This is a genomic window from Streptomyces similanensis (genome assembly GCF_039543625.1).
GTDB lineage: Bacteria > Actinomycetota > Actinomycetes > Streptomycetales > Streptomycetaceae > Streptomyces > Streptomyces similanensis.
The window spans coordinates 81,791-108,058 of record NZ_BAABKC010000132.1; the positions used below are offsets into that span (position 1 = coordinate 81,791).

Sequence of the window (26,268 nt, forward strand, 5' to 3'; positions counted from 1 at the left end):
GCGCGGCGGCGGTCACCGCCCGCCGCGCCGTCACCGTTGTCGCCGAAAGGTCTCCGCATGCTCTCCGGGAACGGTCGTCACCGTCGCCCCCGCCAGGCTCCGGCCCTCCTCGTCGCCGCCGGGGTCACCGGCTCCGCCATCGCGATCCCGCTCGTCGCCGCCTCCGGCGCGAGCGCGGCCGACGGCACCACCTGGGACAAGGTGGCCCAGTGCGAGACCGGCGGCTCCTGGAGCGCCGACAACGGCAACGGCTACTACGGCGGCCTGCTGCTGACCCAGGACGACTGGGAGCAGTACGGCGGCCTCACCTACGCCGCGAGCGCCGACCAGGCCAGTCGGTCCCAGCAGATAGCCGTGGCCGAGAAGATACTCGCCGACCGGGGCCCCGGCGCCTGGCACACCTGCGGACTGCTCGCCGGGCTCACCAAGAGCACCGGCGCGGCCGACGTCGACACGGGCGTGGGCGGCTCCTCGTCCACCGCCCCGGGCAAGGGCGGCACGGACACCGGCACGTCGTCCGGTTCGTCCGGTTCCTCCAAGTCCTCCGGTTCGTCCGGATCCGAGGACCCGGGCCCGTCCGACTCGTCCCAGGATGCGGCCAACTCCACCGGTTCGTCCGGTTCTTCGGCCGACGACACCGACGCGACGGGCGATGCGCCCGGTAAGTCCGGTACGTCCCACTCGGCGAACGGACCGGCCGACTCCGGCACGAAGCACACCGATACGCCTTCTTCCCCCTCTTCTTCCTCTTCCATCCCGAAGAAGGACGACGCGGCCGATTCCGGCACGTCCCACCCCTCCGGCGCGCCCGACGCGACGCCCTCGACGGGCACGGGGACCGGCGGCTACGGAGACGCGGCCTACCCGGCCGATCCCCGCCAAGTCGTGGGCTCCTCGGCCCTCGTGGACACCGGGGCGCTGAGTGGCGGCCGGCACCGCGGCGGCAGCGCCGCCGAGAACCCGGCCGACGGCTCCGCCGCCGCGACGGCCGGCCGGCACGCCTCCCGGGCCGACGGCCTCACCACCGACACGGCCGGCGGCTCCTACACGGTCCGCTCCGGCGACTCCCTCGCCTCCATCGCCGACTCCCTTGACGTGGACGGCGGATGGCACGCGCTGTACACCGCGAACAAGGGCGCCATCGGTTCCGACCCCGACCGCATCGCCGCCGGTCAGAGCCTGGATGTCCCCGCCGAAAACGCCGCAAAGTAGGGGCAGTTCACGTCACGCTTCGCACCGAATGTCCCTTTCGGGGAAAGTGTGGGATGAGTCTCAGAAGCCCTGATCGTCTTTGAAATTCCGTCGATCGCGTGTCTACGGTCATGACCGCTCGTCACCGCGAGCCCCGGCTGCCGCAACGCCGAATCCTGCCAGCGGCCGTACGGGAACAGTCGTCGCGTCATGCGCCGCAGGCAGGAGCGGGGGACCCAAGGTAAGTGCCGCGCCGGGCAGTCGAACCGGAGCGGCTGGGGGTGAAGCCGTGCCTCCCCAAAGGCACGGCCGGGCAACTCAACCGGCCCGAACCCGACAGCTCACCTCGCAGGCGTCGGTGAGGGGATCCATCCATGCTGTTTTCCAGCAAGGGCAAGCACCGTCGTCCCTCCAAGGCCACCCGTGCCATCGCGCTCGCCGGAGTCACCGGCGCCGCCGTGGCCGCCCCGCTGATGGCCGCGGGCAACGCCTCCGCCGCCACCACCTCCGAGTGGGACGCGGTCGCCCAGTGCGAGTCCGGCGGCAACTGGTCGATCAACACCGGCAACGGCTTCTACGGCGGCCTGCAGTTCACCAACTCCACCTGGGCCGCGTTCGGCGGTACCGCCTACGCCTCGCGCGCCGACCTGGCGAGCAAGTCGGCCCAGATCGCCGTGGCCGAGAAGGTCCTCGCGGGCCAGGGCAAGGGCGCCTGGCCGGTCTGCGGCAAGGGCCTGTCCGGCGCCTCGTCCTCCTCCGGCGGCGGCAGCGGCTCGTCCTCGTCCTCCTCCTCTTCTTCGTCCTCCTCCTCGTCGTCTTCTTCTTCGTCGTCGAGTTCTTCTTCCTCGTCGAGCAGCAGCTCCAAGAGCAGCACCTCGACCCGCTCCACCGAGGAGCAGAGCGCCAACCGCTCGCTGACGCGCCCGGCCCCGAAGAAGACCGTCACCACCCCGACCGGCAAGAAGGTCAAGAAGGGCGACGGCGAGTACAAGGTGGTCGCCGGCGACACCCTCAGCTCCATCGCCACCGCGCACCACGTCCAGGGCGGCTGGGAGAAGCTGTTCCAGCTCAACAAGGACATCGTCGAGGACGCCAACCTCATCTACCCGGGCCAGCAGCTGCACCTGAAGTGACAGCGGGCGGCCAGGCCCGCCACCGGCCCCGCCCAGGCGTGAGCGCCACCATGGCGCTCACGTGGGGCCGACACCCCCCGTCCCCACGGGCTCCCCGCCCCGGTGCGTTCTCCCCCGTACGCACCGGGGCGGGGCTTTTTCACCTTCTGTTCCCGGCCCCGTCACCGGCCCCTTTGTTCCGTGCTGGAACAATGTGTACCGTCACCCTGTCCACGGGACGGTCGGTCAGCCGGTCGGCGTCCCGGGACGGTTAGGCTCTAGCCGCAAGGCACACCTGCCCCGCACTTCAAGCGTCACATCCACGAAGGAGATGCTCGTGCCGTCCATCGACGTCGTCGTAGCCCGGGAAATCCTGGACTCCCGAGGCAACCCCACGGTCGAGGTCGAGGTCGGCCTCGACGACGGCAGCACGGGTCGTGCCGCCGTCCCGTCCGGCGCCTCCACCGGCGCCTTCGAGGCCATCGAGCTGCGCGACGGTGACCCGAGCCGCTACCAGGGCAAGGGCGTCGAGAAGGCCGTCCTCGCCGTGATCGAGCAGATCGGCCCGGAGCTGGTCGGCTACGACGCCACCGAGCAGCGCCTGATCGACCAGGCCATGTTCGACCTGGACGCCACCGACAACAAGGGCTCGCTGGGCGCCAACGCCATCCTCGGCGTCTCCCTCGCCGTCGCCCACGCCGCCTCCGAGGCCAGCGACCTGCCGCTCTTCCGCTACCTGGGCGGCCCCAACGCGCACCTGCTGCCGGTGCCGATGATGAACATCCTGAACGGCGGCTCGCACGCCGACTCCAACGTGGACATCCAGGAGTTCATGATCGCCCCGATCGGCGCGGAGTCCTTCTCCGAGGCGCTGCGCTGGGGCGCCGAGGTCTACCACACCCTCAAGAAGGTCCTGAAGTCCAAGGGTCTGGCCACCGGTCTCGGCGACGAGGGCGGCTTCGCCCCGAACCTCGGCTCCAACCGCGAGGCCCTGGACCTGATCCTGGAAGCGATCAAGGAAGCCGGCTACACCCCCGGCGAGCAGATCGCCCTCGCGCTCGACGTCGCCGCCTCCGAGTTCTACAAGGACGGCAAGTACCTCTTCGAGGGCAAGGAGCGCTCCGCCGCCGAGATGACGGAGTACTACGAGGAGCTGGTGGCGGCCTACCCGCTGGTCTCCCTCGAGGACCCGCTGTTCGAGGACGACTGGGACGGCTGGAAGGTCCTCACCGACCGCCTCGGCGAGAAGGTCCAGATCGTCGGCGACGACCTGTTCGTCACCAACCCCGAGCGTCTGGCCCGCGGCATCGAGGAGGGCTCCGCCAACGCCCTGCTGGTGAAGGTGAACCAGATCGGCTCGCTCACCGAGACCCTGGACGCCGTCGAGCTGGCCCAGCGCAACGGCTTCAAGTGCATGATGTCGCACCGCTCCGGCGAGACCGAGGACGTCACCATCGCCGACCTGGCCGTCGCGACCAACTGCGGCCAGATCAAGACCGGCGCCCCGGCCCGCTCCGAGCGCGTCGCCAAGTACAACCAGCTGCTGCGCATCGAGGAGATCCTCGACGACGCCGCGGTGTACGCCGGCCGCAGCGCGTTCCCCCGCTTCCGGGGCGACGCCGGGGTCTCCAAGGTCTGACCCGCCCCGCCGCCGGGCCGTGAGGAATCACGGTTCAGCCAGTCGTCCGTACGTCCCCGGACTCGGTCCCGTACCGTGTCCGGGGACGTACGCGCGTGTGAGTGGACAGGAACGGGAGGCGGGACGATGGCCGTGCGGGACCGGGACCGGTTCTCCACCGCGACCAGGCTCAGGCTGCTCGGCGAGCAGACCGCCGCCCGCGTCTACCGCTCCCAGACCCGGCGTCAGGCCCGCCGCTCCCGGCTGACCGGGCGCGCCGCACTGCTGGCGCTGGTGGTCTGCTCGATGGTGGTCGCGCTGGCGTACCCGATGCGGCAGTACGTCTCCCAGCGCGAGGGCATCGCCGATCTGAAGCGGCAGAAGCAGCAGGCGCAGCAGCGGGTCGAGCAGCTGCGCGACGCCAAGGCGCGCTGGCAGGACGACGCGTACGCCGAGCAGCAGATCCGGCAGCGGCTGCACTATGTGATGCCCGGCGAGACCGGCTTCACCGTGGTCGACCCGGGGCCGGCCAAGCAGTCCCGCGCCGAGCAGGGGACGGCTCGCCGTCCCTGGTACACCAATGTCTGGTACGGAGTCGACAAGGCCGACGCCCGGCCAGTGAACGGATGAGAAAGACAGGCATGCAGACCCCTCCGCCGCCCACCGAGCGCACCGAACCCACCGAAGCGGACGTCGAGGCGTTCCGGCAGCAGCTCGGGCGGCCGCCGCGCGGGCTGCGCGCGATCGCGCACCGCTGCCCCTGCGGGCAGCCGGACGTCGTGGAGACGGCCCCGCGGCTGCCCGACGGCACCCCCTTCCCGACGCTGTACTACCTGACGTGCCCGCGCGCCAACTCGGCGATCGGCACGCTGGAGGCCGACGGCGTGATGAAGGAGATGACGGAGCGGCTGGCGGCCGATCCGGAGCTGGCGGCGGCGTACCGGGCCGCGCACGAGGACTACATCCGGCGCCGGGACGAGATCGAGGAGCTGACCGGCTTCCCGAGCGCGGGCGGCATGCCGGACCGGGTCAAGTGCCTGCACGTCCTGGTCGCCCACTCGCTGGCCGCCGGGCCGGGCGTGAACCCGCTGGGCGACGAGGCGCTCGCGATGCTGCCGGAGTGGTGGCGCAAGGGGCCGTGCGTGACGGTGCCGACCGGCGAGGGCTGGCACCTGGAGACGACGGAGGACGGCAGCGGCCACTTCGCCGCCCGGCAGATCGGGGAGGACGGAAAGTGACCAGGGTCGCCGCCGTCGACTGCGGTACGAACTCCATCCGTCTGCTGGTCGCGGACGTGCACCCGGAGACGGGCGAACTCGCCGACCTGGACCGGCGGATGACGGTCGTGCGGCTCGGCCAGGGCGTCGACCGCACCGGCCGGCTCGCCCCCGAGGCGCTGGAGCGCACCTTCGCGGCCTGCCGCGAGTACGCCGGGATCATCAAGGAGCACGGCGCCGAGCGGGTGCGGTTCGTCGCGACCTCCGCCTCGCGGGACGCGGAGAACCGCGACGAGTTCGTGCGCGGGGTGGTGGACATCCTCGGCGTCGAGCCCGAGGTGATCTCCGGCGACCAGGAGGCGGAGTTCTCCTTCACCGGCGCGACGCGGGAACTGACGGGGCGCACGGACCTCGCCACGCCGTTCCTGGTGGTGGACATCGGCGGCGGCTCCACGGAGTTCGTCGTCGGCGACGACCGGGTGCGGGCGGCGCGCTCGGTGGACGTGGGCTGCGTCCGGATGACGGAGCGCCACCTGGTACGGGACGGCGAGGTGAGCGACCCGCCCGCCGAGGACCGGATCGCGGCGATAAGGGCCGACGTCGAGGCCGCCCTCGACCTCGCCGAGGAGACGGTGCCGCTGCGCACGGCGCACACGCTGGTGGGGCTGGCCGGGTCGGTGACGACGGTGTCGGCGATCGCGCAGGACCTGCCCGCGTACGACTCCGCGCGCATCCACCACTCCCGGGTCTCCCGCGACCGCGTCCGGGAGATCACCGAGCGGCTGCTGCACTCCACGCACGCCGAGCGCGCGGCGATCCCCTCCCTGCACCCCGGCCGCGTGGACGTGATCGGCGCGGGCGCCCTGGTCCTGCTGGCGATCATGGAACGAACCGGCGCCGAGGAGGTCGTCGTCAGCGAACACGACATCCTCGACGGCATCGCCTGGCATGCCGCACTCGACGACGAGTGACCCTCCGGCTGTGAGGCGGTCCGGAGTCTCAGGGCTCCGGACCGCCTGCTCTCAGATGGCGCGGTAGACGTCGCGCCGGTCGCCGATCTTGACGACGAGGATGACGAGCTCGCCGTCTTCGACCCGATAGGCGACCCGGTAGCTGCCGACCCGGAGCCGATAGAGGCCGGACGGGCCGGTGAGTTTCTTGATGTCGGCGTCCTCGCGGTACGGGTCGTCGCCCAGAGCGGTCAGCGCGGCCAGGATGCGCATGGCGGCAGGCCGGTCGATGGCCCGAAGCTGCCGCTGTGCCGCCGTGGTGAACCGGAACGCGTACTTCACGCCGCCTCGTCGGTGCGATCGGTGAACAGGTCTGCCAGCAGTTCGGCCATGGACACCGTCGGGCCGCCCTTGGCCAGGATCGCCTCCGCCTCCCGGGCCAGCAGCACGTCGGCTGCTTCCTCCAGGGCGTTGAAGTCCGCGATCGGCACCACGGCCGCGACGGGCTCGCCGTTGCGGGTGATCACCGTAGGCGTGCCTTCCTCGGCGCGGTTGATGTGGTCCGCCAGGTGCGCGCGGGCTTCCCTTACCGTCACGGTGTTCTCGGCCATGAAGGAAGTGTACGCATGACCGTGTACACGTGCACGGGGTTCGACCGCCGGAGTCCAGTGCGCCCCTTTTCCCCGTTGAGGCTGTTTCGCACCTTTCGCCCCGGTGTACCCGGATGACGCAACTCCGGACGAAGGGTGACGAGACATGATCACCAGGGAACAGATCGCACGCGTGCTGGACCACCCGGTCCACGACGGCGACGGCAACAAGATCGGCGACGCCAAGCACGTCTATCTGGACGACGTGACCGGGCTCCCGGAGTTCGTGACCGTCAGGACGGGACTGTTCGGCACGCACGAGACGTTCGTGCCCACCCGCGAGGCCGCCGTGGTGCGCGACCATATCCAGGTGCCGTACCGCAAGGACAAGGTCAAGGGCGCTCCGCACATCGACGTGGACGCGGGCGGCCACCTGTCGGAGACCGAGGAGCACCGGCTGTACGACTACTACGGCCTGGAGTGGGACGCCAGCCGCGGCGGCCGCATGTCGCCGGGACCCACGGGCACCACGACCGGCACGGCGGGTGCGGCGGGTGCGGCGGGTGCTGCGGGTGCCGCGGGGACGAGTGGCCGGACGGCGGCCGGAACCGGGATCGGCACTGGCACCGGTACCGGTACCGGTACTGGCACCGGCACCGGCACCGGCACCGGGCGTACGGCGGCCGGGACGGGAACCGGGATCGGTACCGGTACCGGGCGTACGGCGGCCGGGGGCGCCGCGGCCGGCGGCGTCGGCGGGGCCGACGCGGCGGCCCGGGCGCGGGCGGGCGAGCGCACCGACGAACGCGCCCACGAGCGCGCCGGCGGGTGGACCGACGAGCGCGCGGGGGAGCGGACCGACGAGCGCGCCGGCCGGTGGAGCGGGGAGCGGTCCCGCACGGGCATGGGCCGCGACGACGCCATGACGCGCTCGGAGGAGCGCCTGCACGTCGGCGTCGAGAGCCGCGAGGTGGGGCGCGCCCGGCTGCGCAAGTACGTGGTCACCGAAGAGGTGGAGCAGACGGTGCCGCTGCGCCACGACGAGGTGCGCGTCGAGCGCGAGCCGATCACGGACGCCAACCGCGACGCCGCCCTCACCGGGCCGGAGATCGGCGAGGCCGAGTACGAGGTGATCCTGCACGAGGAGCGCCCGGTGGTGGAGACGGAGACCGTGCCCGTCGAGCGGGTCCGGCTGACCACCGAGGAGCACATCTCGGAGGAGACGGTGCGCGCCCGGGTCCGCAAGGAGCACATCAAGGGCGAGACCGAGGGCTTCGACGAGGCCCGCGACGACATCGGATCCCGCGGTGACATCGGCGACCGCGGTGACATCGGCGGCCGTGGCGACCTCGGCTCCCGCGACGACAGGGGCTCCCGGCGCGGCAGGGACGACCGGGGTGACGCGGGCCGCGGCCGGCGGCTGTAGCGCGGGGCGGGCCGGTGACGCCGGTCTCTTTCCGGGGGCGGCGCTACCGCCCCGTGACTACCGGCCGGTAACCTCTCGTGAGCAGTCACGGAGACGTTTGAGCGGGCCTGCGGGCGGCCCGCGCGCCACTGGCGGACGCCCCGGCGGAAAACTTCGTGAAGTTCTTCACAAGGAAATGCCTCCGGCGGGGCGGCGCGGGGCCTTCTACCGGCCCGTACCGGGGCTCAACGGGCCCCGGACGGTGCTCGAAGGAGCGTGCGCGACGGATTCCGCAAGGGCCGTACGGCCCCCTCCCGGAAGGCCCCGCGGACCCGGAGTGGCAGCTCACGCGGCCTTGACAACGGTCATAAGCGGACGCCGGTTCCCCGGCGGCCACGTGCCGTCCGTCACAAAAGCCGCGGAGTTTAGCACAGGCCCTTCCGAAGCTTGTGAAGGGGCGCACGAGGTGCCCCCCTCGGACAGGTGGATACTCGATGCCATGAGCACCACGGAGCGTCCCAGGATCCTCGTAGTAGGCGGTGGGTACGTAGGCCTGTACGCAGCTCGGCGCATCCTCAAGAAGATGCGCTACGGCGAGGCGACCGTCACGGTCGTCGACCCCCGGTCGTACATGACCTACCAGCCCTTCCTCCCCGAAGCCGCCGCCGGCAGCATCTCCCCGCGGCACGTCGTCGTCCCGCTGCGACGCGTGCTGCCCAAGGCGGAGGTTCTCACCGGCCGGGTCACCACCATCGACCAGGACCGCAAGGTCGCCACGATCGCCCCGCTGGTCGGCGAGGCGTACGAGCTGCCCTTCGACTACCTGGTCATCGCGATGGGCGCGGTCTCCCGCACCTTCCCGATCCCCGGCCTCGCCGAGCAGGGCATCGGCATGAAGGGCATCGAGGAGTCCATCGGCCTGCGCAACCACGTGCTGGAGCAGCTGGACAAGGCCGACTCCACGACCGACGAGGAGATCCGCCGCAAGGCGCTCACCTTCGTCTTCATCGGCGGCGGCTTCGCGGGCGCGGAGACCATCGGCGAGGTCGAGGACATGGCCCGGGACGCGGCCAAGTACTACAAGAACGTCACCCGCGAGGACATGCGGTTCGTCCTCGTCGACGCCGCGGACAAGATCCTTCCCGAGGTCGGCCCCAAGCTCGGCCAGTACGGCAAGGAGCACCTGGAGAGCCGCGGCGTGGAGATCTACCTCTCCACCTCGATGGACTCCTGCGTCGACGGCCACGTGGTGCTGAAGAACGGCCTGGAGGTCGACTCCAACACCATCGTGTGGACCGCGGGCGTCAAGCCCAACCCGGTCCTCGCCCGCTTCGGTCTGCCGCTCGGCCCGCGCGGTCACGTGGACTGCGCGCCCACCCTCCAGGTCCAGGGCACCGACTACATCTGGGCCGCCGGCGACAACGCCCAGGTGCCCGACCTCGTCGGCCGCAAGGCGGGCAACGAGAACGCCTGGTGCCCGCCGAACGCCCAGCACGCGCTGCGCCAGGCCAAGGTCCTCGGCGACAACGTGGTGTCCGGCATGCGGGGCTTCCCGCAGAAGGACTACAGCCACGCCAACAAGGGCGCGGTCGCGGGCCTCGGCCTGCACAAGGGCGTCGCGATGATCGTCATGGGCAAGATGAAGATCAAGCTCAAGGGCCGTCTCGCCTGGTACATGCACCGTGGCTACCACGGCATGGCCATGCCGACCTGGAACCGCAAGATCCGCATCTTCGCCGACTGGACCCTCGGCATGTTCCTCAAGCGCGAGGTCGTCTCCCTGGGCGCCATGGAGAACCCCCGCGAGGAGTTCTACGAGGCCGCCAAGCCCGCGCCGGTCGCCGCCGCGAGCAAGACCGAGGAGAAGGCCAAGGCCTCCTGACCTCCCGTCGGTCACCGCTTCACCGCTTCACCTGATCCAGAACCGAAGGACCTCCCGCCATCCGTGGTGCGGGAGGTCCTTCGGCGTTCCCCGGCGTTCCGCCCGCGCGGCGGCGCGAGATGAGTGGCCGGTGCATCTGCTTTGCCCAGTCGTAACCCGCTTGCGGGACTGTGCCGGGGGCCCGTCGGTGTTTACGTGGTGCAGGACATTCCGGCGTACGTCGTCACGGAGGTGTGTGCGTCATGCCCGATGCCGCGTCGCGGCTCACGACACTGCTCGAACAGCTGCTGGAGACCCCGCTACCGGTGCGCGTGCGCGCCTGGGACGGGTCGGAGGCCGGGCCGCCGGGGGCGCCGACGCTCGTCGTACGCAACCGCCGCGCCCTGCGCCGGCTGCTGTTCAAACCCGGCGAACTCGGCCTGGCCCGCGCCTGGGTGGCCGGCGACCTGACCGTCGAGGGCGACCTCTACACCGCCCTCGCCCTGATGTCCGGACTGATCTGGGAACGCGGCGAGGACGCCCGCAGTCTCGGCGACATCCTGCGCGACCCGGCCGCGCGGGCCGCGGTGCGCGGCCTGGTGAAGCTGGCCGGCCCGCCGCTGCCGCCCGCCCCGCCGCCCGAGGAGGTCCGCCGCCCCGGCCACCTCCACACCCGGCGCTCCGACAGACGCGCCATCAGCCACCACTACGACGTCGGCAACGACTTCTACGGACTCGTCCTCGGCCCGTCCATGGTGTACTCCTGCGCCTACTGGCCGGCCCCCGGACCGGACGCCACCCTCGAACAGGCCCAGTACGACAAGCTCGAACTCATCAGCCGCAAACTCGCCCTGAAGCCCGGTCAGCGCCTCTTGGACGTCGGCTGCGGCTGGGGCTCCATGGCCATGCACGCGGCCCGCGAGCACGGCGTGAGCGTCGTCGGCGTCACCCTCTCCCAGGAACAGGCCGCCTACGCCAACAAGCGCGTCGCCGACGAGGGTCTGACCGACAAGGTCGAGATCCGCGTCCAGGACTACCGCGACGTGACCGACGGGCCGTACGACGCGATCTCCTCCATCGGCATGGCCGAGCACGTCGGCGCCGCCCGCTACCTCGACTACGCCAGCGACCTGCACGCCCTGCTCAAGCACGGCGGACGGCTCCTGAACCACCAGATCGGCCGCCGCCCGCAGCGCGCGGAGGCGGAGTACCACGTCGACGCGTTCATCGACGCCTACGTCTTCCCGGACGGCGAGCTGGCCCCGGTCGGCACCACCGTCACCCAGCTGGAGCGGGCCGGGTTCGAGGTGCGCGACGTGGAGTCGATCCGCGAGCACTACGCGCTCACCCTGCGCCGCTGGGTCGCCAACCTGGAGGCCGACTGGGACCGCGCGGTACGGCTCACCAGCCCGGGCCGCGCCCGGGTGTGGCGGCTGTACATGGCGGCCTCCGCGCTCGCCTTCGAACGCAACCGCATCGGCGTCAACCAGGTGCTCGCCGTGAAGACCCCCGGCTCCGGCGCCTCGGGGATGCCGCTGCGCGCCCGCACCTGGGGCGCGCCGGACGCGTAGTCCGCGACACGCGCGAGGAGCCCGTTCCAGCCGCTGGAACGGGCTCCTCGCGTCATCGGGGCGCGGCTACTCGGACTTGATCGCCTGGAGCATGTTCAGCCGGGCCGCCCGCCGGGCCGGCCACAGCGCGGCCAGCACGCCGACCACCGCCGCCAGCAGCAGGAAGACGGCCATCCGCCCCCATGGCAGCACCAGTTCGTACGTCGCCATCTTGGCGCCCAGCAGTTCGCCGGCCGCCCAGCCGAAGAACACGCCAAGACCGATGCCGAGGACGCCGCCGAACAGGGCGATCACCAGGGACTCCAGGCGGACCATCCGCTTGATGCCCCGGCGGTCCAGGCCGATGGCGCGCAGCATGCCGATCTCCTGGGAGCGCTCGAAGACCGACATGGCCAGGGTGTTGATGACGCCCAGGACCGCGACGATCACCGCCATGGCGAGCAGGCCGTAGAGCATGTTCAGCATCAGGGTGAACATCTGCGCGATGCCGTTGGAGATGTCCTTCTTGTCCTGGACCTTGATCGCCGGGTTGTCGCCGAGCGCCTTGACCAGCTTGTCCTTGGTGGCCTCGGACGCGCCGTCGGCGGTCTTGACCATGACCTGCATGTCGGTCGCGTCGCTCTGGTGCGGGGCGAGGACGGCGTTGTCGAGCATGATCCCGCGGATCATCTCGTTGCCCTGGTAGACCCCGGCGACGGTGAGCCGCTGCTTCTTGCCGTCCTCGTAGGCGACGGTGAACGCGGACCCGGCCGTCCAGTGGCGGTCCTCGGCGGTCCTGTCGTCGACGATCACCTTGGCGCCGCCGACCGTGAACGAGCCGTCCTTGACCTTCAGGTCCGTCAGCTCGCCGATCGCGGCGCCGTTGACGCCGGTCAGGTACTCGGTCTCGCCGCCGATGCGGGAGGGCGCGGTGCGCAGCGGGCTGAGGGCGGTGACGCCGCCGGTGGCCTTCAGCTCCTTCTCGACGTCCGGGGAGAGGCCGTTGCCGTTGGCCATCGACACCACGTAGTCGGCGCGGATCGCGGAGGAGGCCATCTTGTCGATCGCGTGCTGGAGGCTGCCGGCCATCACCGTCATGCCGGTGATCAGGGTCAGTCCGATCATCAGCGCGGACGCGGTGGCCGCCGTGCGGCGCGGGTTGCGCACCGAGTTCTGCCGGGCCAGCTTGCCGGACACCCCGAACGCGCGCATCACGGGGGCGGTGGCGGCGATCAGCGGCCGGGACAGCAGCGGGGTCAGGATGAACACGCCGATGATCAGCAGCACGGCGCCGAGTCCCATCGGGGCCTGGGCGGAGTCGGTGTCCATCGTGGTGGCCGCGAGGACCACCGCGACGCCGGCCGCCGCGAACAGCGCGCCCAGGGTGTTGCGCAGCACCAGCGACTTGGCGGTCGCCTGCGCGTGCAGGCTGCTCATCGCCGCCACCGGCGGGATCTTCGCGGCGCGCCGGCCCGGCAGCCAGGCGGCCAGCATGGTCACCAGGACGCCGACCGCGAGGGCGGCGACGACCGTGCCGGGCGTGATCACCAGCGGCCCGTCCGGGACGGTGGCGCCGAACGACCCGAGCAGGGAGCGCAGTCCGGCGCCGATCCCGATGCCGGCCAGCAGACCGGTCACGGCGGCCACCGCGCCCACCACGAACGCCTCGATCAGCACCGACCGGGTGACCTGCCGGCGCGAGGCGCCGACCGCGCGCAGCAGCGCGAGTTCCTTGGTGCGCTGGGCGACCAGCATGGTGAAGGTGTTGGCGATGATGAACGTGCCGACGAACAGGGCGATCCCGGCGAAGACCAGCAGGCCCTGCTTCATGCCGCTCATCGACGAGGCGATCGTCCGCGCCTGGTCGTCGGCGAGCTGCTGTCCCGTGGTGGTCTCGGTCTTCCCCTTGGGCAGCGCCCGGTCCAGCTGCGCCTTCAGCTCCGACTGGCTGGTGCCGGCCTTCGCCGCGACGTCGATCTCGTCGTACGTGCCCGGCTTGCCGAACAGCTTCTGGGCGGTGGCCGTGTCGAACAGGGCGAGGCTGCCGCCGGCGGCGACGTTGCCGTCGTCGGTGGTGAAGATCCCGCTGACGGTGGGGGTCAGGACGGGGCCGTCGACGGACAGGCGCACGGTGTCGCCGACCTTGTAACCGGCCCGGCGGGCGGTGTCGGAGTCGATGAGGACCTGGTGCGCGCCGTGCGGGGCGGCGCCGGAGACCAGCGGGTACCGGGGATCCTTCGCACCCCAGTAGTTGCCGCCCTCGGACTGGAAGCCGTTGCCGATCAGCTTGCCGTCCTTGCCGGCCAGGGCGGTGAAGCCGCGGACGACGCCGATGGCGGACTGCGCGCCGGGGACGCGGGCGCCGCGCTCCAGCAGCGCCTGGGTCAGCTCGGGCGTCGTGCCGACCCGGTCGCCCTCGCTCTGCTGGTACTTGGCCTCGACGGCCACGTCGACGTGGCCGAAGCCCTTGGCGGAGCTCTTCTGGAAGGCGTCGGAGATGGTGTTGGTGAAGACCAGGGTCCCCGACACGAAGGCCACGCCGAGCATCACGGCGAGCACGGTCATCAGGAGCCGGGCCTTGTGCGCGAAGACGTTGCGCAAGGCGGTGCGGAACATGGGTGTCTCAGTTCAGGTGAGGGCGACTGGGGCGTCGAGGGCGACGGGGGCTGGGCGTGGCGGCCGGCGGCCGGCGGGGCGGGAGCGCCGCCGCGGCGGTCCGGGCGCCGTCCGTCAGCTGGTGCGGCCCTTGGTGTCGAACTGCTTCATGCGGTCCAGCACCGCGTCCGCCGTCGGCCCGTACACCTCGTCCACGATCCGGCCGTCGGCGAGGAAGACCACCCGGTCCGCGTAGGCCGCCGCCACCGGGTCGTGGGTCACCATCACCACGGTCTGGCCCAGCTCCCGCACCGAGTTGCGCAGGAAGCCGAGCACCTCGGCGCCGGAGCGGGAGTCCAGGTTGCCGGTGGGCTCGTCACCGAAGATGATCTCCGGCCGGGAGGCCAGCGCGCGGGCGACCGCGACGCGCTGCTGCTGGCCGCCGGAGAGCTGCGAGGGCCGGTGTCCCAGCCGCCCGGACAGGCCGATCATCTCGATCACCGAGTCCAGCCACTGCTTGTCGGGCTTGCGGCCGGCGATGTCCATGGGGAGCGTGATGTTCTCCAGCGCCGTCAGCGTCGGCAGCAGGTTGAACGCCTGGAAGATGAACCCGATCTTGTCCCGGCGCAACTTGGTGAGCTGCTTGTCCTTCAGCGAGCCCAGCTCGGTGTCGCCGATGCGCACCGAGCCGGAGGAGAAGGTGTCGAGACCGGCCACGCAGTGCATCAGCGTGGACTTGCCGGAGCCGGAGGGGCCCATGATCGCGGTGAACTCGGCCTGCGCGAAGTCGACGGAGACCCGGTCGAGCGCGACCACCTGGGTCTCGCCCTGTCCGTAGATCTTCGACAGATCCGTGGCGCGCGCGGCCACGGCGGTGGACCGGCCGGCGATGGAGGAGGTGGTCACGGGTGGGTGCTCCTGACGGGACGACGATGTTCTCGGGGACGGGTTCCATCGTCTCCGCGGTTCAGGCCCGTGGCGTCAGCCGCTGTTCCGGTTGTCGGGGCGACTCGGGACGGAGGGGGGAGGGCCCCCGTCATCCCCAGGTATGACGGCCGCCCCTGAGGGCCGCCGGGGCCCGTCCCCGGAAGGGGGAACGTCGGGACGGGGTGGAGGCAGCCTGTTCGTACGGTGAAATTCCGTCATTCCGCGTACACGGCCCCTTGCCGCCGGTCAGGCTGTAGGCAAGTGCCAACGGCGGTTTTCGTCTTCTGATGGTCCCTCAAGCGCCAATAAAATAAGACAACATGAGGTCACCTGCCCACGGTCGGGATGGTGCGTCCCGATAGGCTCGGGACCCCGGCGCGGAACCCACGGCCTGGCCCCGGATGGTGGAATGCAGACACGGCGAGCTTAAACCTCGCTGCCCCTCGCGGGCGTACCGGTTCGAGTCCGGTTCCGGGGACTTCCACCAAGCGGTGTCGTGCCGGTGACCACCCCGGGCCGACGCCGCCGTCGCTTCCCCCGCGGCCCCCTCCCCGCCGTCCTCCGGACGCCGCCCCCGCCGTCCTGTCTCCGGCAGGTTCCGGACGTGTACCGGGTCGGTCATGATCGCCCGTGGACCGTGCCGGGAATCGCCCGTCCGCGTAGCGTGTTCCGCAGCAAGGCGGGGGAAAGATCCTTCCCAGGTACTAGGGTCGATCCTTTGCCGTTCCATTACTCTTGAGCCAAGGCCGCGACGTGCGGCCATGGAGGAGTGAGATGAGGAGCAGAAACCCGGTCTTCTCGCGACGGGGGTTCAGCCGCGACAACGGCTACGCCGGCTTCAACACCGCGCCGCAGGCCGGGGGCCCCGCAGTCGGCACGCAGGGCAACCCGTACGCGCAGGGCGGTCCGTACGCCCAGCCGAGCGGCAACCCCTACGCGCAGAACCCTTACGCCCAGCAGGACCTTCAGTACGGCGCGCCGCCGCAGGCCCCGGCCGCCGCCGGCCGCATGACGATGGACGACGTCGTCGTGCGCACCGCCTCCACGCTCGGCGTGCTGGTGGTCACCGCCGCGCTCGCCTGGGCGCTGCTGCCCGTCGACGACGCGCACATCGGCCGCTCCTACGGCATCGGGATCGGCGCCGCGCTGATCGCGATGGTGCTGGGCTTCGTCCAGTCCTTCAAGCGCAAGGCCTCGCCCGCGCTGATCCTGACCTACGCGGCGTTCGAGGGCGTGTTCCTCGGCGTCGTCTCCAGCGTGGTCGACAACCGCATCGCCAGCGGCGCCGCCATGCAGGCCGTGCTCGGCACGATGGCGGTCTTCGCCGCCGTGCTCGTCGCCTACAAGGCGGGCTGGATCCGGGTCAACCGCCGCTTCTACGGCTTCGTGATGGCGGCCGCGCTCGGCTTCGTGCTGCTGATGATGGTGAACCTGCTGTTCGCCGCGTTCGGCGGCGGGGACGGCCTCGGCTTCCGCAGCGGCGGCCTCGGCATCCTCTTCGGCATCATCGGCGTCATCCTGGGCGCCTGCTTCCTGGCCCTGGACTTCAAGCAGGTCGAGGACGGCGTGAACTACGGCGCGCCGCGCGAGGAGGCCTGGCTCGCCGCCTTCGGCCTGACGCTGACGCTGGTGTGGATCTACATGGAGTTCCTGCGGATCATCGCGATCCTCAACCAGAACGACTGACGTCCGCGCACGACCGACGTCCGCGTTCTTCGCGGAAGGGCCCCGGCTCCGGCCGGGGCCCTTCGCCGTTCCCGCGCCGCCCGGAGCGACGTCCGCGGCCTGGAGCGGCGTGCGGGGCCCGGAGCGACGTCCGCGGCCTAGAGCAGCTTGCGGGCGGCCCTCCTCAGGTCGTACTCGTGGATGATCGCCTTGGCGTGGCCGTACGCGAGGTTGTGTTCGTGGCGGAGCCAGCTGAGTTTCTCCTCGAAACAGAGCGCCGGGCCCTCTTCGACGGTGCGCAGCCAGTCGGTGACCTCACGACCGGTGCACTGGGGGATGCGGGCGAGCAGGTTGCGGTGGGTCTCCTGGGAGAAGACTTGGGACATCGGCGCCTCCGGACGCGTTCGACGAAGCCGGTCCTTCACGTCACCGTGCCCGAGGGTTCGCTCATTGGCAACAGTCCGGGTGCGGCGCGTAGTCTCGCGACGTGGTTGACACGACATCGCTGAGCCGGGCAGTGGATCACTTCGCCGACCGCCTGCGGGCGGCCCCGCAGAGCCGGCTGCAACGCAGCGCGGCCGCGGAGGCGCTGGCGCTGGCCAGGGAGTTCGCCCGGCGGGCCCAGCTCGCCGAGGCGCCGGAGCGGGAGCCGCGGGAGATGCCGGACGCGGGCATGTTCGCCGTCGCCGACCAGATCACCGTGGCCGGACACGACCTGGCCCTCGTGCTGAAGGACGAGGCCGAGGTCGAGGAGGCGGTCCGCCTGGTGACGGAGGCCCAGAAACGAGCCGGGGTGTGACGGGCGCGCGGGGGCGGACGGCGTAGGCGCGTGACGGGCGCGGCGGGCGCGGGCGGCGGGCGCGGGATGGGGCGGCGGCGGGCCGGACGGCGGCCGCGCGCCGGGGCGGGTCAGAGGGAGGCGATGACCCGGTCCGCCAGGATGTACACGTTCTCCTCGCCGCAGGCGAAGGTCAGGGTGTAGGCGCCGGAGATGCCCGAGCCGCCCAGCAGGACGGGACACTCGCCGGCGTGCAGCGCGGCGGCGAGCCGGTCCGCGGTCTCGCGGTGGCCCGGCGTCATGCAGAGGGTCGTGCCGTCGGCGAAGACGTAGACGTCCAGGGTGCCCAGCGGGCCGGGCCGGACGTCGGCCAGCTCCACCGCGTCCTCGGCCAGCTTCTCCAGGGTGGCGACGGTGCGCTCGTGATCGCCGACGACCGGGGAGGCGTGCGGGGTGAAGTCGGGGTGCGAGGGGTGGCGGCGGCGGGCCGCGGCCAGCTCGGCGGACTCACCGGCGCTCGCGCCGGACGCCTCGTCGGCGTCGGCGCCGGTCTCGGTCACCGGCTCCAGGTGCTCGAACCCCACGAAGTCGGCCTGCCGGGGCAGGAACAGCTCGCTGTCGGGCAGTCCGAGCAGGGACGGCGCGTCGGCGGCGTCCCGCGCCTCCTGCGCGGCCCAGAAGGCCCGCGCCTCGGCGAGCTCACGCTCCCGCTCCTCCGCGAGCGCCTGGACCACGGCGGTGCGTATGTGCTCGGCGTCCGCCTGGCCGCGGGCGGCGGGCAGCAGGGCCCGCGCCGTCGCGGCGTGGTTCTCGGCGAGCTGGTTCTGCAACGCCGCGACCTGCCGGCGCAGCGCGAAAAGGGTGCGCAGGACGGCGACGCCCACGGCGCCGGTGGCGGCCGTGGTGAGCAGCAGGGCGATGGGCATGGCGCTCACTGACGTACTCCCGGGTTCAAGGTGGACCCCCGACTTCCTACATCAGCTTGAAGGGCGGACTATCCAGCTGTCAGTGCGTAACGTCACGAAACGGACAGGAATGGGGCTTGTGGGACGCTTGAGCCGCCTGGCGTGACGCTGTTGACCTGGGAAGATCTCCCCCTGAAGCGAAGTAGGTCACACTCTGGGGGAGATTGGATCACAGAACGGCCCGGAATCCAGGGGTTTCCTGCATTCCGGGCCGTTCGTTCACGCTGGGTGCCCCGGCGGCCACTGACGGTCCCTCATGTCGCCGCCGCGCGGGGTCGGCTCAGGCGCGCACGCCGCGTGGGGTCAGCTCAGGCGCTCGATGACCATGGCCATGCCCTGGCCGCCGCCGACGCACATGGTCTCCAGGCCGAACTGCTTGTCGTGGAACTGGAGCGAGTTGATCAGCGTGCCGGTGATCCGGGCGCCGGTCATGCCGAAGGGGTGGCCGACCGCGATGGCGCCGCCGTTGACGTTCAGCTTGTCCAGGTCGATGCCGAGGTCGCGGTAGGAGGGGATCACCTGGGCGGCGAACGCCTCGTTGATCTCGACCAGGTCGATGTCGCCGATGCCCAGGCCGGCCCGCTTCAGCGCCTGCTTGCTGGCCTCGACCGGGCCGAGGCCCATGATCTCCGGGGACAGGCCGGAGACGCCGGTGGAGACGATCCGGGCCAGCGGGGTCAGGCCCAGCTCGCGCGCCTTGGTGTCGGACATGATGACGAGCGCGGCGGCGCCGTCGTTGAGCGGGCAGCAGTTGGCGGCGGTGACCAGGCCGTCGGGGCGGAAGACCGGCTTGAGGCCGGAGACGCCCTCCAGGGTGACGCCGGCGCGGGGACCGTCGTCCTTCGAGACGACCGTGCCGTCCGGCAGGGTCACGGGGGTGATCTCGCGCTCCCAGAAGCCGTTCTTGAGGGCTTCCTCGGCCAGGTTCTGCGAGCGGACGCCGAACTCGTCCATCTCCTGGCGGCTGACGCCCTTCCAGCGGGCCAGGTTCTCGGCGGTCTGGCCCATCGCGATGTAGGCGTCGGGGATCAGGCCGTCCTCGCGCGGGTCGTGCCAGGTGGTGCCCTCCTGCTGGGCGACGGCCTCGGTGCGGGCCTCGGCCTCGGCGAACAGCGGGTTGTGCGTGCCCGGCAGGCCGTCGGAGCTGCCCTTGGCGAAGCGGGAGACCGTCTCGACGCCGGCCGAGATGAACACGTCGCCCTCGCCGGCCTTGATGGCGTGCAGGGCCATCCGGGAGGTCTGGAGCGAGGAGGAACAGTAACGGGTGACCGTGCAGCCGGGCAGGTGGTCCATGCCCATCTGCACGGCGACGATCCGGCCGAGGTTGTGGCCCTGCTCGCCGCCGGGCAGACCGCAGCCGAGCATCAGGTCGTCGATGTCCTTCGGGTCCAGCTCGGGGACCTTGGCGAGCGCCGCCTGCACGATGGTGGCGGTGAGGTCGTCGGGGCGCAGGTCCTTCAGGGAGCCCTTGACGGCGCGGCCGATGGGGGAGCGGGCGGTCGAGACGATGACGGCTTCGGGCATCAGGGCTCCACGGGGGTGCGGTGACGGGCAGGGCTGGTCTGGAAGTTACCCGTACGTATGGTCCGGGTCACGGGGGTGGCGGTGTGACCCTGACCGCAGTTTTCTAAGCGCTTGCTTTTTCGGCGGCTCATGGGGCTTTGCCGAGTGAGGCGCACACCTCCACAGCCCGTCCGGCGTTTGAGGACGAGGCCGTTCAGGCCGACCGGGGGGTCCGGGGGGCGGAGCCCCCTGGCGGCGACCGAGGGGGCAAGGCGCCCTCGATCACGTCACCGTCCGCACCGGTGCGGGCTCCGTCGCCGACACCCGCCGCCTGCGCCGCCGCTTCAGCAGCGCCCACGGCCCCCGCGGCCCGGTGGGCAGGGCGGCGGCGACCTCCGTACCGGCCTCCGACGCCGCCTCCGCCGCCGCCCGCGCCACCGGCAGGAACCCCTCGCGCCGCGACACGTCCGGCCGCTCCTCCTCCGCCGGCCACAGCCCGAGCGCCGCGCACACCGTCGGCAGCACCGCCATCGCCGCCGTGGCGTACCCCTCGGCGGAGGGGTGGTAGTTGTCCGGGCCGAACAGCTCCCGCGGGTTCGCCTCGAACTCGGGCCCCAGCAGATCGCCCAGCGACACCGTGCGGCCCCCCTGCCCCACCACCCCGATCGTCTGCGCCGCCGCCAGCTGCCGCGAGGTGCGCCGGGCCAGCCAGCGCAGCGGCTGCTGCACCGGCTCGATGGTCCCGAGGTCGGGGCAGGTCCCCACGACCACCTCCGCGCCCGCGGTGCGCAGCCGCCGTACCGCCGCCGAGAGGTGGCGCACCGAGCGGGTCGGCGGCATCCGGTGGGTCACGTCGTTGGCGCCGACCATGATCACGCAGATGTCCGGCGGCTGCGCCGGATCGGCCAGCACCAGGGAGACCTGGCGGTCCAGGTCGTCGGAGCGGGCGCCGGTCACCGCGACGTTGCGCAGCCGCACCGGCCGCTCCGCCACCGCCGCCAGGCCCGACGCCAGCAGCGCGCCCGGCGTCTGCCCGGCCCGGTGCACGCCCTGCCCGGCCGCCGTGGAGTCGCCGAGCAGGACCAGCCGCAGCGGCGGCTCGCCGGGGACGGCGTAGGCGGGGCCGTACAGCCCGTCGGCCTGCGGTACGCGGTGGTCGGCGCCGTTGCCCACATGGCGCCGGGCCAGCCGCACCTCGGCCAGCAGCAGTCCGACGGCCGCCGCGCCGGCCAGCCCGATCCCCCCGCCCCCGTACGCGGCGCCGGCCGCGATCCGCCGGGCCACCCTCGCCCTCGACATGCTCGTCATGACTGGCTGCCACCTCCCGCGAAGCCGTACACCCACTCCTTGCCCCGTACCGACCGTCGTCCAATCGCGACAGCGAGTGAACACCCGTCCGAGTCCCGGCCGGGGCCGTAGGCTGACGGAACCACCACGACCACATCTTTTGCAGCGACCGGAGACAACGGTGCGATTCCACGACTCGATGATCAGCCTCGTCGGCAACACCCCGCTGGTACGGCTCAACAACGTCAGCAAGGGCATCAAGGCGACCGTCCTGGCCAAGGTCGAGTACTTCAACCCCGGCGGCTCCGTGAAGGACCGCATCGCCCTGCGGATGATCGAGGCGGCGGAGAAGAGCGGGGAGCTGAAGCCCGGCGGCACGATCGTCGAGCCCACCAGCGGCAACACGGGCGTCGGCCTCGCCATCGTGGCCCAGCAGAAGGGCTACAAGTGCATCTTCGTGTGCCCGGACAAGGTCTCCACCGACAAGATCAACGTGCTGCGCGCCTACGGGGCCGAAGTGGTCGTGTGTCCCACGGCCGTCGACCCGGAGCACCCGGACTCGTACTACAACGTCTCCGACCGGCTGGTCCGTGAGACGCCGGGCGCGTGGAAGCCCGACCAGTACTCCAACCCGAACAACCCCCTGTCGCACTATCACTCCACCGGCCCCGAGCTGTGGGAGCAGACCGACGGGAAGATCACCCACTTCGTGGCGGGCGTCGGCACCGGCGGCACCATCTCCGGCACCGGCCGCTACCTGAAGGACGCCAGCGGCGGCAAGGTCAAGGTCGTCGGCGCCGACCCCGAGGGCTCGGTGTACTCCGGCGGCTCCGGGCGGCCGTACCTCGTCGAGGGCGTCGGCGAGGACTTCTGGCCCACCGCCTACGACCGGACCGTCGCCGACGAGATCGTCGCCGTCTCCGACAAGGACTCCTTCCAGATGACCCGCCGCCTGGCCAAGGAGGAGGGCCTGCTGGTCGGCGGCTCCTGCGGCATGGCGGTCGTGGCGGCGCTGGAGGTGGCCGAGCGGCTCGGCCCCGACGAGGTCGTGGTGGTGCTGCTGCCGGACAGCGGACGCGGCTACCTCAGCAAGATCTTCAACGACGAGTGGATGGCCGACTACGGCTTCCTGGAGGACGAGGGCCCCAGCGCCCGCGTCGGCGACGTGCTGAACGACAAGGAGGGCGGCATCCCCTCCCTGGTCCACATGCACCCCGACGAGACCGTCGGCCAGGCCATCGAGGTGCTGCGCGAGTACGGCGTCTCGCAGATGCCGATCGTCAAGCCGGGCGCCGGCCACCCGGACGTGATGGCGGCCGAGGTCGTCGGCTCCGTCGTCGAGCGGGAGCTGCTGGACGCGCTGTTCACCAAGCGGGCCTCGCTGGAGGACCCGCTGGAGAAGCACATGTCCGCGCCGCTGCCGCAGGTCGGCTCCGGCGAGCCGGTCGGCGACCTGATGACGGTGCTCGGCACCGCCGACGCGGCGATCGTCCTGGTGGAGGGCAAGCCCACCGGAGTGGTCAGCCGGCAGGACCTGCTCGCCTTCCTGGCCAAGGGCGGCAAGCAGTAGGTCCCGTCCCCGGGGCCCGGCGTCCCGTCCCGGGGAGCGGTGTCGTGGCCCGGCGGGTTCCCCCGGCCCGCCCCGCCCCGCCCCGCCCCGGCCCGTCACGGCCCGCCGGAACTCTCGGTGACCTGCGGTCGAGGAGCGGTCGCGGAACTGGTACGAGCACGTCACGTGCGCGCAGCACCCGCTTAACACGCGTCCGGCAGAGTCGTGGGTGTCGGCGGGAAGGGAGCGGCTCCCCTTCCCGGCCGGCGAGCGAGACGGCGCCAAGGAACCTCCGGAGCGGCTCCCGGACCTCCATGGACGCCTGGATGCGCAGGCCCGGCCTGACCCGGCCCGCGTCCCTCGCGGGGACCGCCGTCGTCCCGCCCCCCAGCGATGGGGGTGCGGCGGTCCCCGCGCACGCTTCTTCCCCGCGCGGGCCCGGCACCGGACAGGTGGCGGGCCCGCGCGCGGTCAGTCCTCCCAGGCGCCGTCCTTCGCGTCGGCGCGGCGGCGACGGCCGAACAGGCCGGGGTCGGCGCGGACCGCCTGGAACGCGTTGACGCCGACGATGCCCGCCCAGGTCACGATGAGACCGGGCAGATGGGCCGCGCCGGCGCCGATCGCGGACAGCGGCACCGCCAGCACCAGCGAGACGATGCCGAAGCCGAAGCGCTCCCCCCAGGAGTCCGTGGGCTGCGGCGACCGGGCGCCGCGCGCCGCCGTCAGCCGCTGCTCGGCCAGCTGCCGGCGCACCCGGCGCTCCACGGCGCCGTCGATGCGCTGGTCGACCTTCTCCAGGAACGAGTCCACCAGCGCGGACTCGTACTCGTCGCCCAGCTCCCCGCGCGCCCGCAACGTGGCGTCGAGCTCCTTCTTGAGGTCGGTGTCCCGCGCGTCCATTCCGGTCATGCGCCCCAGGCTAGGGACCCCCGCCCGCCCGCCGCACTGGGGAAATCCCCCCAATCGGCCGGGGGCGGACCGCAGGGGACGGTGCCACCGCCGTCGGGGCGCCTTGGCTGCGGGGTCGGGCGCGCCGACGGCGGTGGCCGTCCGGGGCCCCTCGGTCGGGGCCGTGACGCCGTCCGCCGGGGTGGTGCGCACCGCGTCCCTCCACGATTAGCACGCGCGCCGGCGCACACCGCGCACCGACGGCGGCACTTGGCGGATCCGTTGCCCGGCCTTGCCCGCCCTGTATGACGTCATGCAGAGTTCTTGGTGTCTGAATAGGAACTGGTCGGGGAGTACTCTCCCGGGTCGTCGACGACTTCTGAGGGGGAGGCACGGCATGAGCGTGACCGACAGCCCTGCCGCACGGTTGCAGGAGCTCTTCGAAGGGCACCGGCTCACGCCGACCCAGCGCCGCATCGCGCACAGCATGGTGCGCCGCGCCGCCGACGTGCCCTTCCTGTCCAGCGTGGAGCTGGCCGAGCTGGCCGGGGTCAGCCAGCCGTCGGTGACCCGCTTCGCCGTCGCCCTCGGCTTCGACGGCTACCCGGCGCTCCGCCGCCACCTGCGCGAGGTCGCGCCCGCCGAACCGGCCGACCGGCCCGAGTCGTACAACGAGTACCAGCAGGCCGTCGAGGCCGAGATCGAGAACCTGCGGCACCTGGCGCAGGCGCTCGCCGACCCGCGGCCGGTGCGGCAGGCGGGCCGCCTCCTCGCGGCCTCCCGGCCGCTGCCGGTGCTGGGCCTGCGCGCCGCCGCCTCCCAGGCGTACGGCTTCGCCTACTTCGCCGCCAAGGTCCATCCCGACGTACGGCTGCTCCACGAGGGCGGCACGATGATCGAGGACCGCATCGACGGCGCCGTACGGGCGGGCGCGTCGGCGCTGCTGTGCTTCGCACTGCCCCGGCATCCGCGCGAGGTCGTGGACACCCTCGCCTACGCCCGCGCGGCCGGGCTGCGCGTCGTCACGGTCGCGGACTCCGCCTTCGCGCCGGTCGCCCGGCACTCCGACCTGCTGCTGCCGGCGGCCGTCGGCACCGGGCTCGCCTTCGACACCGCCTGCGCGCCGATGCTGCTGGGCCGGGTGCTGCTGGAGGCCATGTGCGACGACCTGCCGGACGCGCAGGCGCGCCTGGAGGAGTTCGACACGGCCGCGGCGGCGCGGGGGCTGTTCGTGGACTGACCCTCCGGCGCCCGGCGGCGGACCGGGTGCGCGGCCCTTCGCCGGGCGGGCGCGGTTCTCAGACGCGTCTCAGGAACGCTCGCTAGCCTGCCCGCCCGGAGGAGACCCGGAGGAGACCCGGAGAAGAAGGGTGCCGGGCACGAGGGAGGCTGCACGTGGCACACGCAGGTCGCACAGGTCGCACAGGTCGCACAGGTCGCGCGGATCGCGGAGGTCGGGGACTGGCCCGGGTGGCCGTCGTCGTACGGGCCGGGGCGGCCCCGATGTGGTGGCTGGGGGTGTGCGCGGCGGGGATCGGCGTGCTCGTGCCGGGGCTGACCGGGCGCCGGATCGGGGTGCTGGCCGGTGCGGCGCTGTTCCTGGTGACCGCCGCCGTCGTGGCCCTTGCCGGGCGCCGTCGCTACCGGAGCCTCGCCCGGGACGCCGTCCGCGCCGGCCGGCACGACGTGCTCCAGGACCGGGCGGTGAGCCTGCGCGGCTGGCGGCGCGGGCACCGCTGGTGGCTGCTGCTCGCCTTCCTCGCGGCGCTGGGCAGCTCCCTCGCGCTGCCCGCGGCCGGCGGACTGCTGCTGGCCGGCGCCGGGTGCGGACTGCGGCTGAAGGCCGCCTGGCTGGGGCGGCTGGAACAGACCGCGGACGCGCTGCTGTGGGTACGGGTGGACTGGCTCGGCAAGCGCGGCGGACGGCCCGCGGGCCCGGCGGTCAAGGGCTACCGCGACACGGGCCCGGCGGCCGGCGACGCGGCCCCGGGCGGAGCACGCCGCCGCACCGCGGCACTCGTCTAGCCGCCTTCCGGCGCGCCGTGGCGGTGCGTCGGGTCAGACCTCCAGGTCCTGTTCGATCCGCCGCAACTGGTGGCGGGCCATCGCCAGGTTGGACCGTTTGGCGTCCAGCACCAGGTAGAGGAAGAGGCCGTTGCCGCCGCGCCCGCTGATCAGCCGGATCAGGTGGTACTGGTCGGACAGGGTGATCAGGATGTCCTCGATCTCCGCCTTGAGGCCGAGGTGCTCCATGGTGCGCATCTTGGCCCGTACGACATCGGTGTTGCCGGCGGCGGCGACGTTCAGGTCGAAGGTCTTGCTGCCGCCCATCGTGCCCAGCGCCATGCCGCTGGTGTAGTCGACGAGGGCGACTCCGGTCGCGCCCTCGATGGAGGCGAGGGCTTCCTTCAGACAGGTCTCGGTGTTGGCCATGGCGGATCTCCTTGTTGTCGGCGTTCTCGGCGTTCTCGGCGTTCTCGGCGTTCTCGGTGTTCTTGTTCTGCTTGTTCCGTCAGCCGTCGGTGACGGTGGGCGGGTTGGCGCCCGGGGCGGCGCCCGGGGTGCGGGGGGCGCGGGCGGTTCGGGTCCGCAGCGGGGCGGGCGGGGTGGTCGTCGG

General features: G+C 72.2%; 24 protein-coding genes and 1 riboswitch. Of the genes, 14 read left to right on the plus strand and 10 right to left on the minus strand.

What is annotated here, in order from left to right; genetic code table 11:
• The first annotated feature begins 57 nt into the window (after window positions 1–57).
• From ABEB07_RS36035 to ABEB07_RS36060, 6 genes are all read left to right on the plus strand, one after another.
• Entirely contained in the window at window positions 58–1,212 is a 1,155-nt protein-coding gene (locus ABEB07_RS36035; protein ID WP_345672276.1) for a transglycosylase family protein, read from the plus strand.
• A 182-nt stretch (window positions 1,213–1,394) separates the two neighbouring features.
• Window positions 1,395–1,561, plus strand: a riboswitch (cyclic di-AMP (ydaO/yuaA leader).
• Window positions 1,562–1,565: 4 nt separating this feature from the next.
• The gene (locus tag ABEB07_RS36040) at window positions 1,566–2,324 is read left to right on the plus strand and encodes a transglycosylase family protein (protein ID WP_345672277.1); all 759 of its coding nucleotides are present in this window, start codon (window positions 1,566–1,568) and stop codon (window positions 2,322–2,324) included.
• A gap of 316 nt (window positions 2,325–2,640) precedes the next feature.
• Window positions 2,641–3,942 (plus strand): phosphopyruvate hydratase, encoded by a 1,302-nt coding sequence (gene eno / locus ABEB07_RS36045; RefSeq protein WP_176149291.1) that lies wholly within the window; start codon window positions 2,641–2,643, stop codon window positions 3,940–3,942.
• A 126-nt stretch (window positions 3,943–4,068) separates the two neighbouring features.
• Window positions 4,069–4,551: an FtsB family cell division protein gene (locus ABEB07_RS36050; RefSeq protein WP_164585017.1), complete on the plus strand. Its 483-nt coding sequence runs from the start codon at window positions 4,069–4,071 to the stop codon at window positions 4,549–4,551.
• A gap of 11 nt (window positions 4,552–4,562) precedes the next feature.
• Window positions 4,563–5,159, plus strand: coding sequence for a DUF501 domain-containing protein (locus ABEB07_RS36055; RefSeq protein WP_176149289.1), 597 nt, complete (start codon window positions 4,563–4,565; stop codon window positions 5,157–5,159).
• The gene (locus tag ABEB07_RS36060) at window positions 5,156–6,109 is read left to right on the plus strand and encodes a Ppx/GppA phosphatase family protein (RefSeq protein WP_345672278.1); all 954 of its coding nucleotides are present in this window, start codon (window positions 5,156–5,158) and stop codon (window positions 6,107–6,109) included. The genes ABEB07_RS36055 and ABEB07_RS36060 overlap by 4 nt, the downstream gene beginning before the upstream one ends.
• Window positions 6,110–6,160: 51 nt before the next feature.
• Here the strand turns inward: ABEB07_RS36060 and ABEB07_RS36065 are convergent, their stop codons facing one another.
• Both ABEB07_RS36065 and ABEB07_RS36070 read right to left on the minus strand, forming a co-directional pair.
• A complete protein-coding gene (locus tag ABEB07_RS36065; protein ID WP_176149287.1) occupies window positions 6,161–6,430 on the minus strand; it encodes a type II toxin-antitoxin system RelE family toxin in 270 nt (89 codons plus the stop codon).
• Window positions 6,427–6,699 carry a type II toxin-antitoxin system Phd/YefM family antitoxin gene (locus ABEB07_RS36070; protein WP_176149286.1) on the minus strand — a complete coding sequence of 91 codons (273 nt, stop codon included), beginning with the start codon at window positions 6,697–6,699 and terminating at the stop codon, window positions 6,427–6,429. The genes ABEB07_RS36065 and ABEB07_RS36070 overlap by 4 nt, the downstream gene beginning before the upstream one ends.
• Before the next feature lie 145 nt (window positions 6,700–6,844).
• Here ABEB07_RS36070 and ABEB07_RS36075 point away from each other — a divergent pair, with 145 nt between their 5' ends.
• From ABEB07_RS36075 to ABEB07_RS36085, 3 genes are all read left to right on the plus strand, one after another.
• A complete protein-coding gene (locus tag ABEB07_RS36075; protein WP_345672279.1) occupies window positions 6,845–8,104 on the plus strand; it encodes a PRC and DUF2382 domain-containing protein in 1,260 nt (419 codons plus the stop codon).
• A 478-nt stretch (window positions 8,105–8,582) separates the two neighbouring features.
• On the plus strand, window positions 8,583–9,965 hold the full coding sequence (locus ABEB07_RS36080) for an NAD(P)/FAD-dependent oxidoreductase (RefSeq protein ID WP_176149284.1): 1,383 nt from the start codon (window positions 8,583–8,585) through the stop codon (window positions 9,963–9,965).
• 242 nt (window positions 9,966–10,207) lie between these two features.
• Window positions 10,208–11,515 carry a cyclopropane-fatty-acyl-phospholipid synthase family protein gene (locus ABEB07_RS36085; protein ID WP_345672280.1) on the plus strand — a complete coding sequence of 436 codons (1,308 nt, stop codon included), beginning with the start codon at window positions 10,208–10,210 and terminating at the stop codon, window positions 11,513–11,515.
• A gap of 66 nt (window positions 11,516–11,581) precedes the next feature.
• Here the strand turns inward: ABEB07_RS36085 and ABEB07_RS36090 are convergent, their stop codons facing one another.
• The gene (locus ABEB07_RS36090) at window positions 11,582–14,110 is read right to left on the minus strand and encodes an ABC transporter permease (RefSeq protein WP_345672281.1); all 2,529 of its coding nucleotides are present in this window, start codon (window positions 14,108–14,110) and stop codon (window positions 11,582–11,584) included.
• Window positions 14,111–14,224: 114 nt separating this feature from the next.
• Window positions 14,225–14,995: an ABC transporter ATP-binding protein gene (locus tag ABEB07_RS36095; protein WP_176149281.1), complete on the minus strand. Its 771-nt coding sequence runs from the start codon at window positions 14,993–14,995 to the stop codon at window positions 14,225–14,227.
• A 795-nt stretch (window positions 14,996–15,790) separates the two neighbouring features.
• Between ABEB07_RS36095 and ABEB07_RS36100 the strand changes: the two genes are divergently transcribed.
• The gene (locus tag ABEB07_RS36100) at window positions 15,791–16,702 is read left to right on the plus strand and encodes a Bax inhibitor-1/YccA family protein (RefSeq protein ID WP_164583686.1); all 912 of its coding nucleotides are present in this window, start codon (window positions 15,791–15,793) and stop codon (window positions 16,700–16,702) included.
• Between the two features lie 137 nt (window positions 16,703–16,839).
• On the opposite strand, the gene ABEB07_RS36105 is transcribed toward ABEB07_RS36100, so the two are convergent.
• A complete protein-coding gene (locus ABEB07_RS36105; RefSeq protein WP_176149280.1) occupies window positions 16,840–17,067 on the minus strand; it encodes a DUF4287 domain-containing protein in 228 nt (75 codons plus the stop codon).
• 101 nt (window positions 17,068–17,168) lie between these two features.
• Between ABEB07_RS36105 and ABEB07_RS36110 the strand changes: the two genes are divergently transcribed.
• On the plus strand, window positions 17,169–17,480 hold the full coding sequence (locus ABEB07_RS36110; RefSeq protein ID WP_176149279.1) for a hypothetical protein: 312 nt from the start codon (window positions 17,169–17,171) through the stop codon (window positions 17,478–17,480).
• Between the two features lie 110 nt (window positions 17,481–17,590).
• On the opposite strand, the gene ABEB07_RS36115 is transcribed toward ABEB07_RS36110, so the two are convergent.
• From ABEB07_RS36115 to ABEB07_RS36125, 3 genes are all read right to left on the minus strand, one after another.
• A complete protein-coding gene (locus ABEB07_RS36115; protein ID WP_164582167.1) occupies window positions 17,591–18,394 on the minus strand; it encodes a hypothetical protein in 804 nt (267 codons plus the stop codon).
• A gap of 333 nt (window positions 18,395–18,727) precedes the next feature.
• Window positions 18,728–19,948 (minus strand): acetyl-CoA C-acetyltransferase, encoded by a 1,221-nt coding sequence (locus tag ABEB07_RS36120; RefSeq protein ID WP_345672283.1) that lies wholly within the window; start codon window positions 19,946–19,948, stop codon window positions 18,728–18,730.
• Window positions 19,949–20,209: 261 nt separating this feature from the next.
• A complete protein-coding gene (locus ABEB07_RS36125; RefSeq protein WP_176149277.1) occupies window positions 20,210–21,235 on the minus strand; it encodes an SGNH/GDSL hydrolase family protein in 1,026 nt (341 codons plus the stop codon).
• Between the two features lie 160 nt (window positions 21,236–21,395).
• Between ABEB07_RS36125 and ABEB07_RS36130 the strand changes: the two genes are divergently transcribed.
• Window positions 21,396–22,784 carry a cystathionine beta-synthase gene (locus ABEB07_RS36130; protein ID WP_345672284.1) on the plus strand — a complete coding sequence of 463 codons (1,389 nt, stop codon included), beginning with the start codon at window positions 21,396–21,398 and terminating at the stop codon, window positions 22,782–22,784.
• Between the two features lie 450 nt (window positions 22,785–23,234).
• On the opposite strand, the gene ABEB07_RS36135 is transcribed toward ABEB07_RS36130, so the two are convergent.
• The gene (locus ABEB07_RS36135) at window positions 23,235–23,672 is read right to left on the minus strand and encodes a hypothetical protein (RefSeq protein ID WP_176149275.1); all 438 of its coding nucleotides are present in this window, start codon (window positions 23,670–23,672) and stop codon (window positions 23,235–23,237) included.
• A gap of 376 nt (window positions 23,673–24,048) precedes the next feature.
• Here ABEB07_RS36135 and ABEB07_RS36140 point away from each other — a divergent pair, with 376 nt between their 5' ends.
• Window positions 24,049–24,891, plus strand: a complete 843-nt coding sequence (locus tag ABEB07_RS36140; RefSeq protein WP_164583712.1) for a MurR/RpiR family transcriptional regulator — start codon at window positions 24,049–24,051, stop codon at window positions 24,889–24,891.
• A gap of 230 nt (window positions 24,892–25,121) precedes the next feature.
• Window positions 25,122–25,676 (plus strand): hypothetical protein, encoded by a 555-nt coding sequence (locus ABEB07_RS36145; RefSeq protein ID WP_425589141.1) that lies wholly within the window; start codon window positions 25,122–25,124, stop codon window positions 25,674–25,676.
• A 33-nt stretch (window positions 25,677–25,709) separates the two neighbouring features.
• On the opposite strand, the gene ABEB07_RS36150 is transcribed toward ABEB07_RS36145, so the two are convergent.
• Entirely contained in the window at window positions 25,710–26,084 is a 375-nt protein-coding gene (locus ABEB07_RS36150) for a roadblock/LC7 domain-containing protein (RefSeq protein ID WP_164588709.1), read from the minus strand.
• Window positions 26,085–26,268: the final 184 nt, after the last annotated feature.

Coding starts and splice junctions, on each gene's coding strand:
- ABEB07_RS36135 (WP_176149275.1), bottom strand. CDS start 23,672: ATGACCGGAATGGACGCGCGGGACACCGACCTCAAGAAGGAGCTCGAC.
- ABEB07_RS36100 (WP_164583686.1), top strand. CDS start 15,791: ATGAGGAGCAGAAACCCGGTCTTCTCGCGACGGGGGTTCAGCCGCGAC.
- ABEB07_RS36070 (WP_176149286.1), bottom strand. CDS start 6,699: ATGGCCGAGAACACCGTGACGGTAAGGGAAGCCCGCGCGCACCTGGCG.
- ABEB07_RS36050 (WP_164585017.1), top strand. CDS start 4,069: ATGGCCGTGCGGGACCGGGACCGGTTCTCCACCGCGACCAGGCTCAGG.
- ABEB07_RS36150 (WP_164588709.1), bottom strand. CDS start 26,084: ATGGCCAACACCGAGACCTGTCTGAAGGAAGCCCTCGCCTCCATCGAG.
- ABEB07_RS36040 (WP_345672277.1), top strand. CDS start 1,566: ATGCTGTTTTCCAGCAAGGGCAAGCACCGTCGTCCCTCCAAGGCCACC.
- ABEB07_RS36105 (WP_176149280.1), bottom strand. CDS start 17,067: ATGTCCCAAGTCTTCTCCCAGGAGACCCACCGCAACCTGCTCGCCCGC.
- ABEB07_RS36085 (WP_345672280.1), top strand. CDS start 10,208: ATGCCCGATGCCGCGTCGCGGCTCACGACACTGCTCGAACAGCTGCTG.
- ABEB07_RS36140 (WP_164583712.1), top strand. CDS start 24,049: ATGAGCGTGACCGACAGCCCTGCCGCACGGTTGCAGGAGCTCTTCGAA.
- ABEB07_RS36090 (WP_345672281.1), bottom strand. CDS start 14,110: ATGTTCCGCACCGCCTTGCGCAACGTCTTCGCGCACAAGGCCCGGCTC.
- ABEB07_RS36120 (WP_345672283.1), bottom strand. CDS start 19,948: ATGCCCGAAGCCGTCATCGTCTCGACCGCCCGCTCCCCCATCGGCCGC.
- ABEB07_RS36075 (WP_345672279.1), top strand. CDS start 6,845: ATGATCACCAGGGAACAGATCGCACGCGTGCTGGACCACCCGGTCCAC.
- ABEB07_RS36035 (WP_345672276.1), top strand. CDS start 58: ATGCTCTCCGGGAACGGTCGTCACCGTCGCCCCCGCCAGGCTCCGGCC.
- ABEB07_RS36080 (WP_176149284.1), top strand. CDS start 8,583: ATGAGCACCACGGAGCGTCCCAGGATCCTCGTAGTAGGCGGTGGGTAC.
- ABEB07_RS36055 (WP_176149289.1), top strand. CDS start 4,563: ATGCAGACCCCTCCGCCGCCCACCGAGCGCACCGAACCCACCGAAGCG.
- ABEB07_RS36125 (WP_176149277.1), bottom strand. CDS start 21,235: ATGACGAGCATGTCGAGGGCGAGGGTGGCCCGGCGGATCGCGGCCGGC.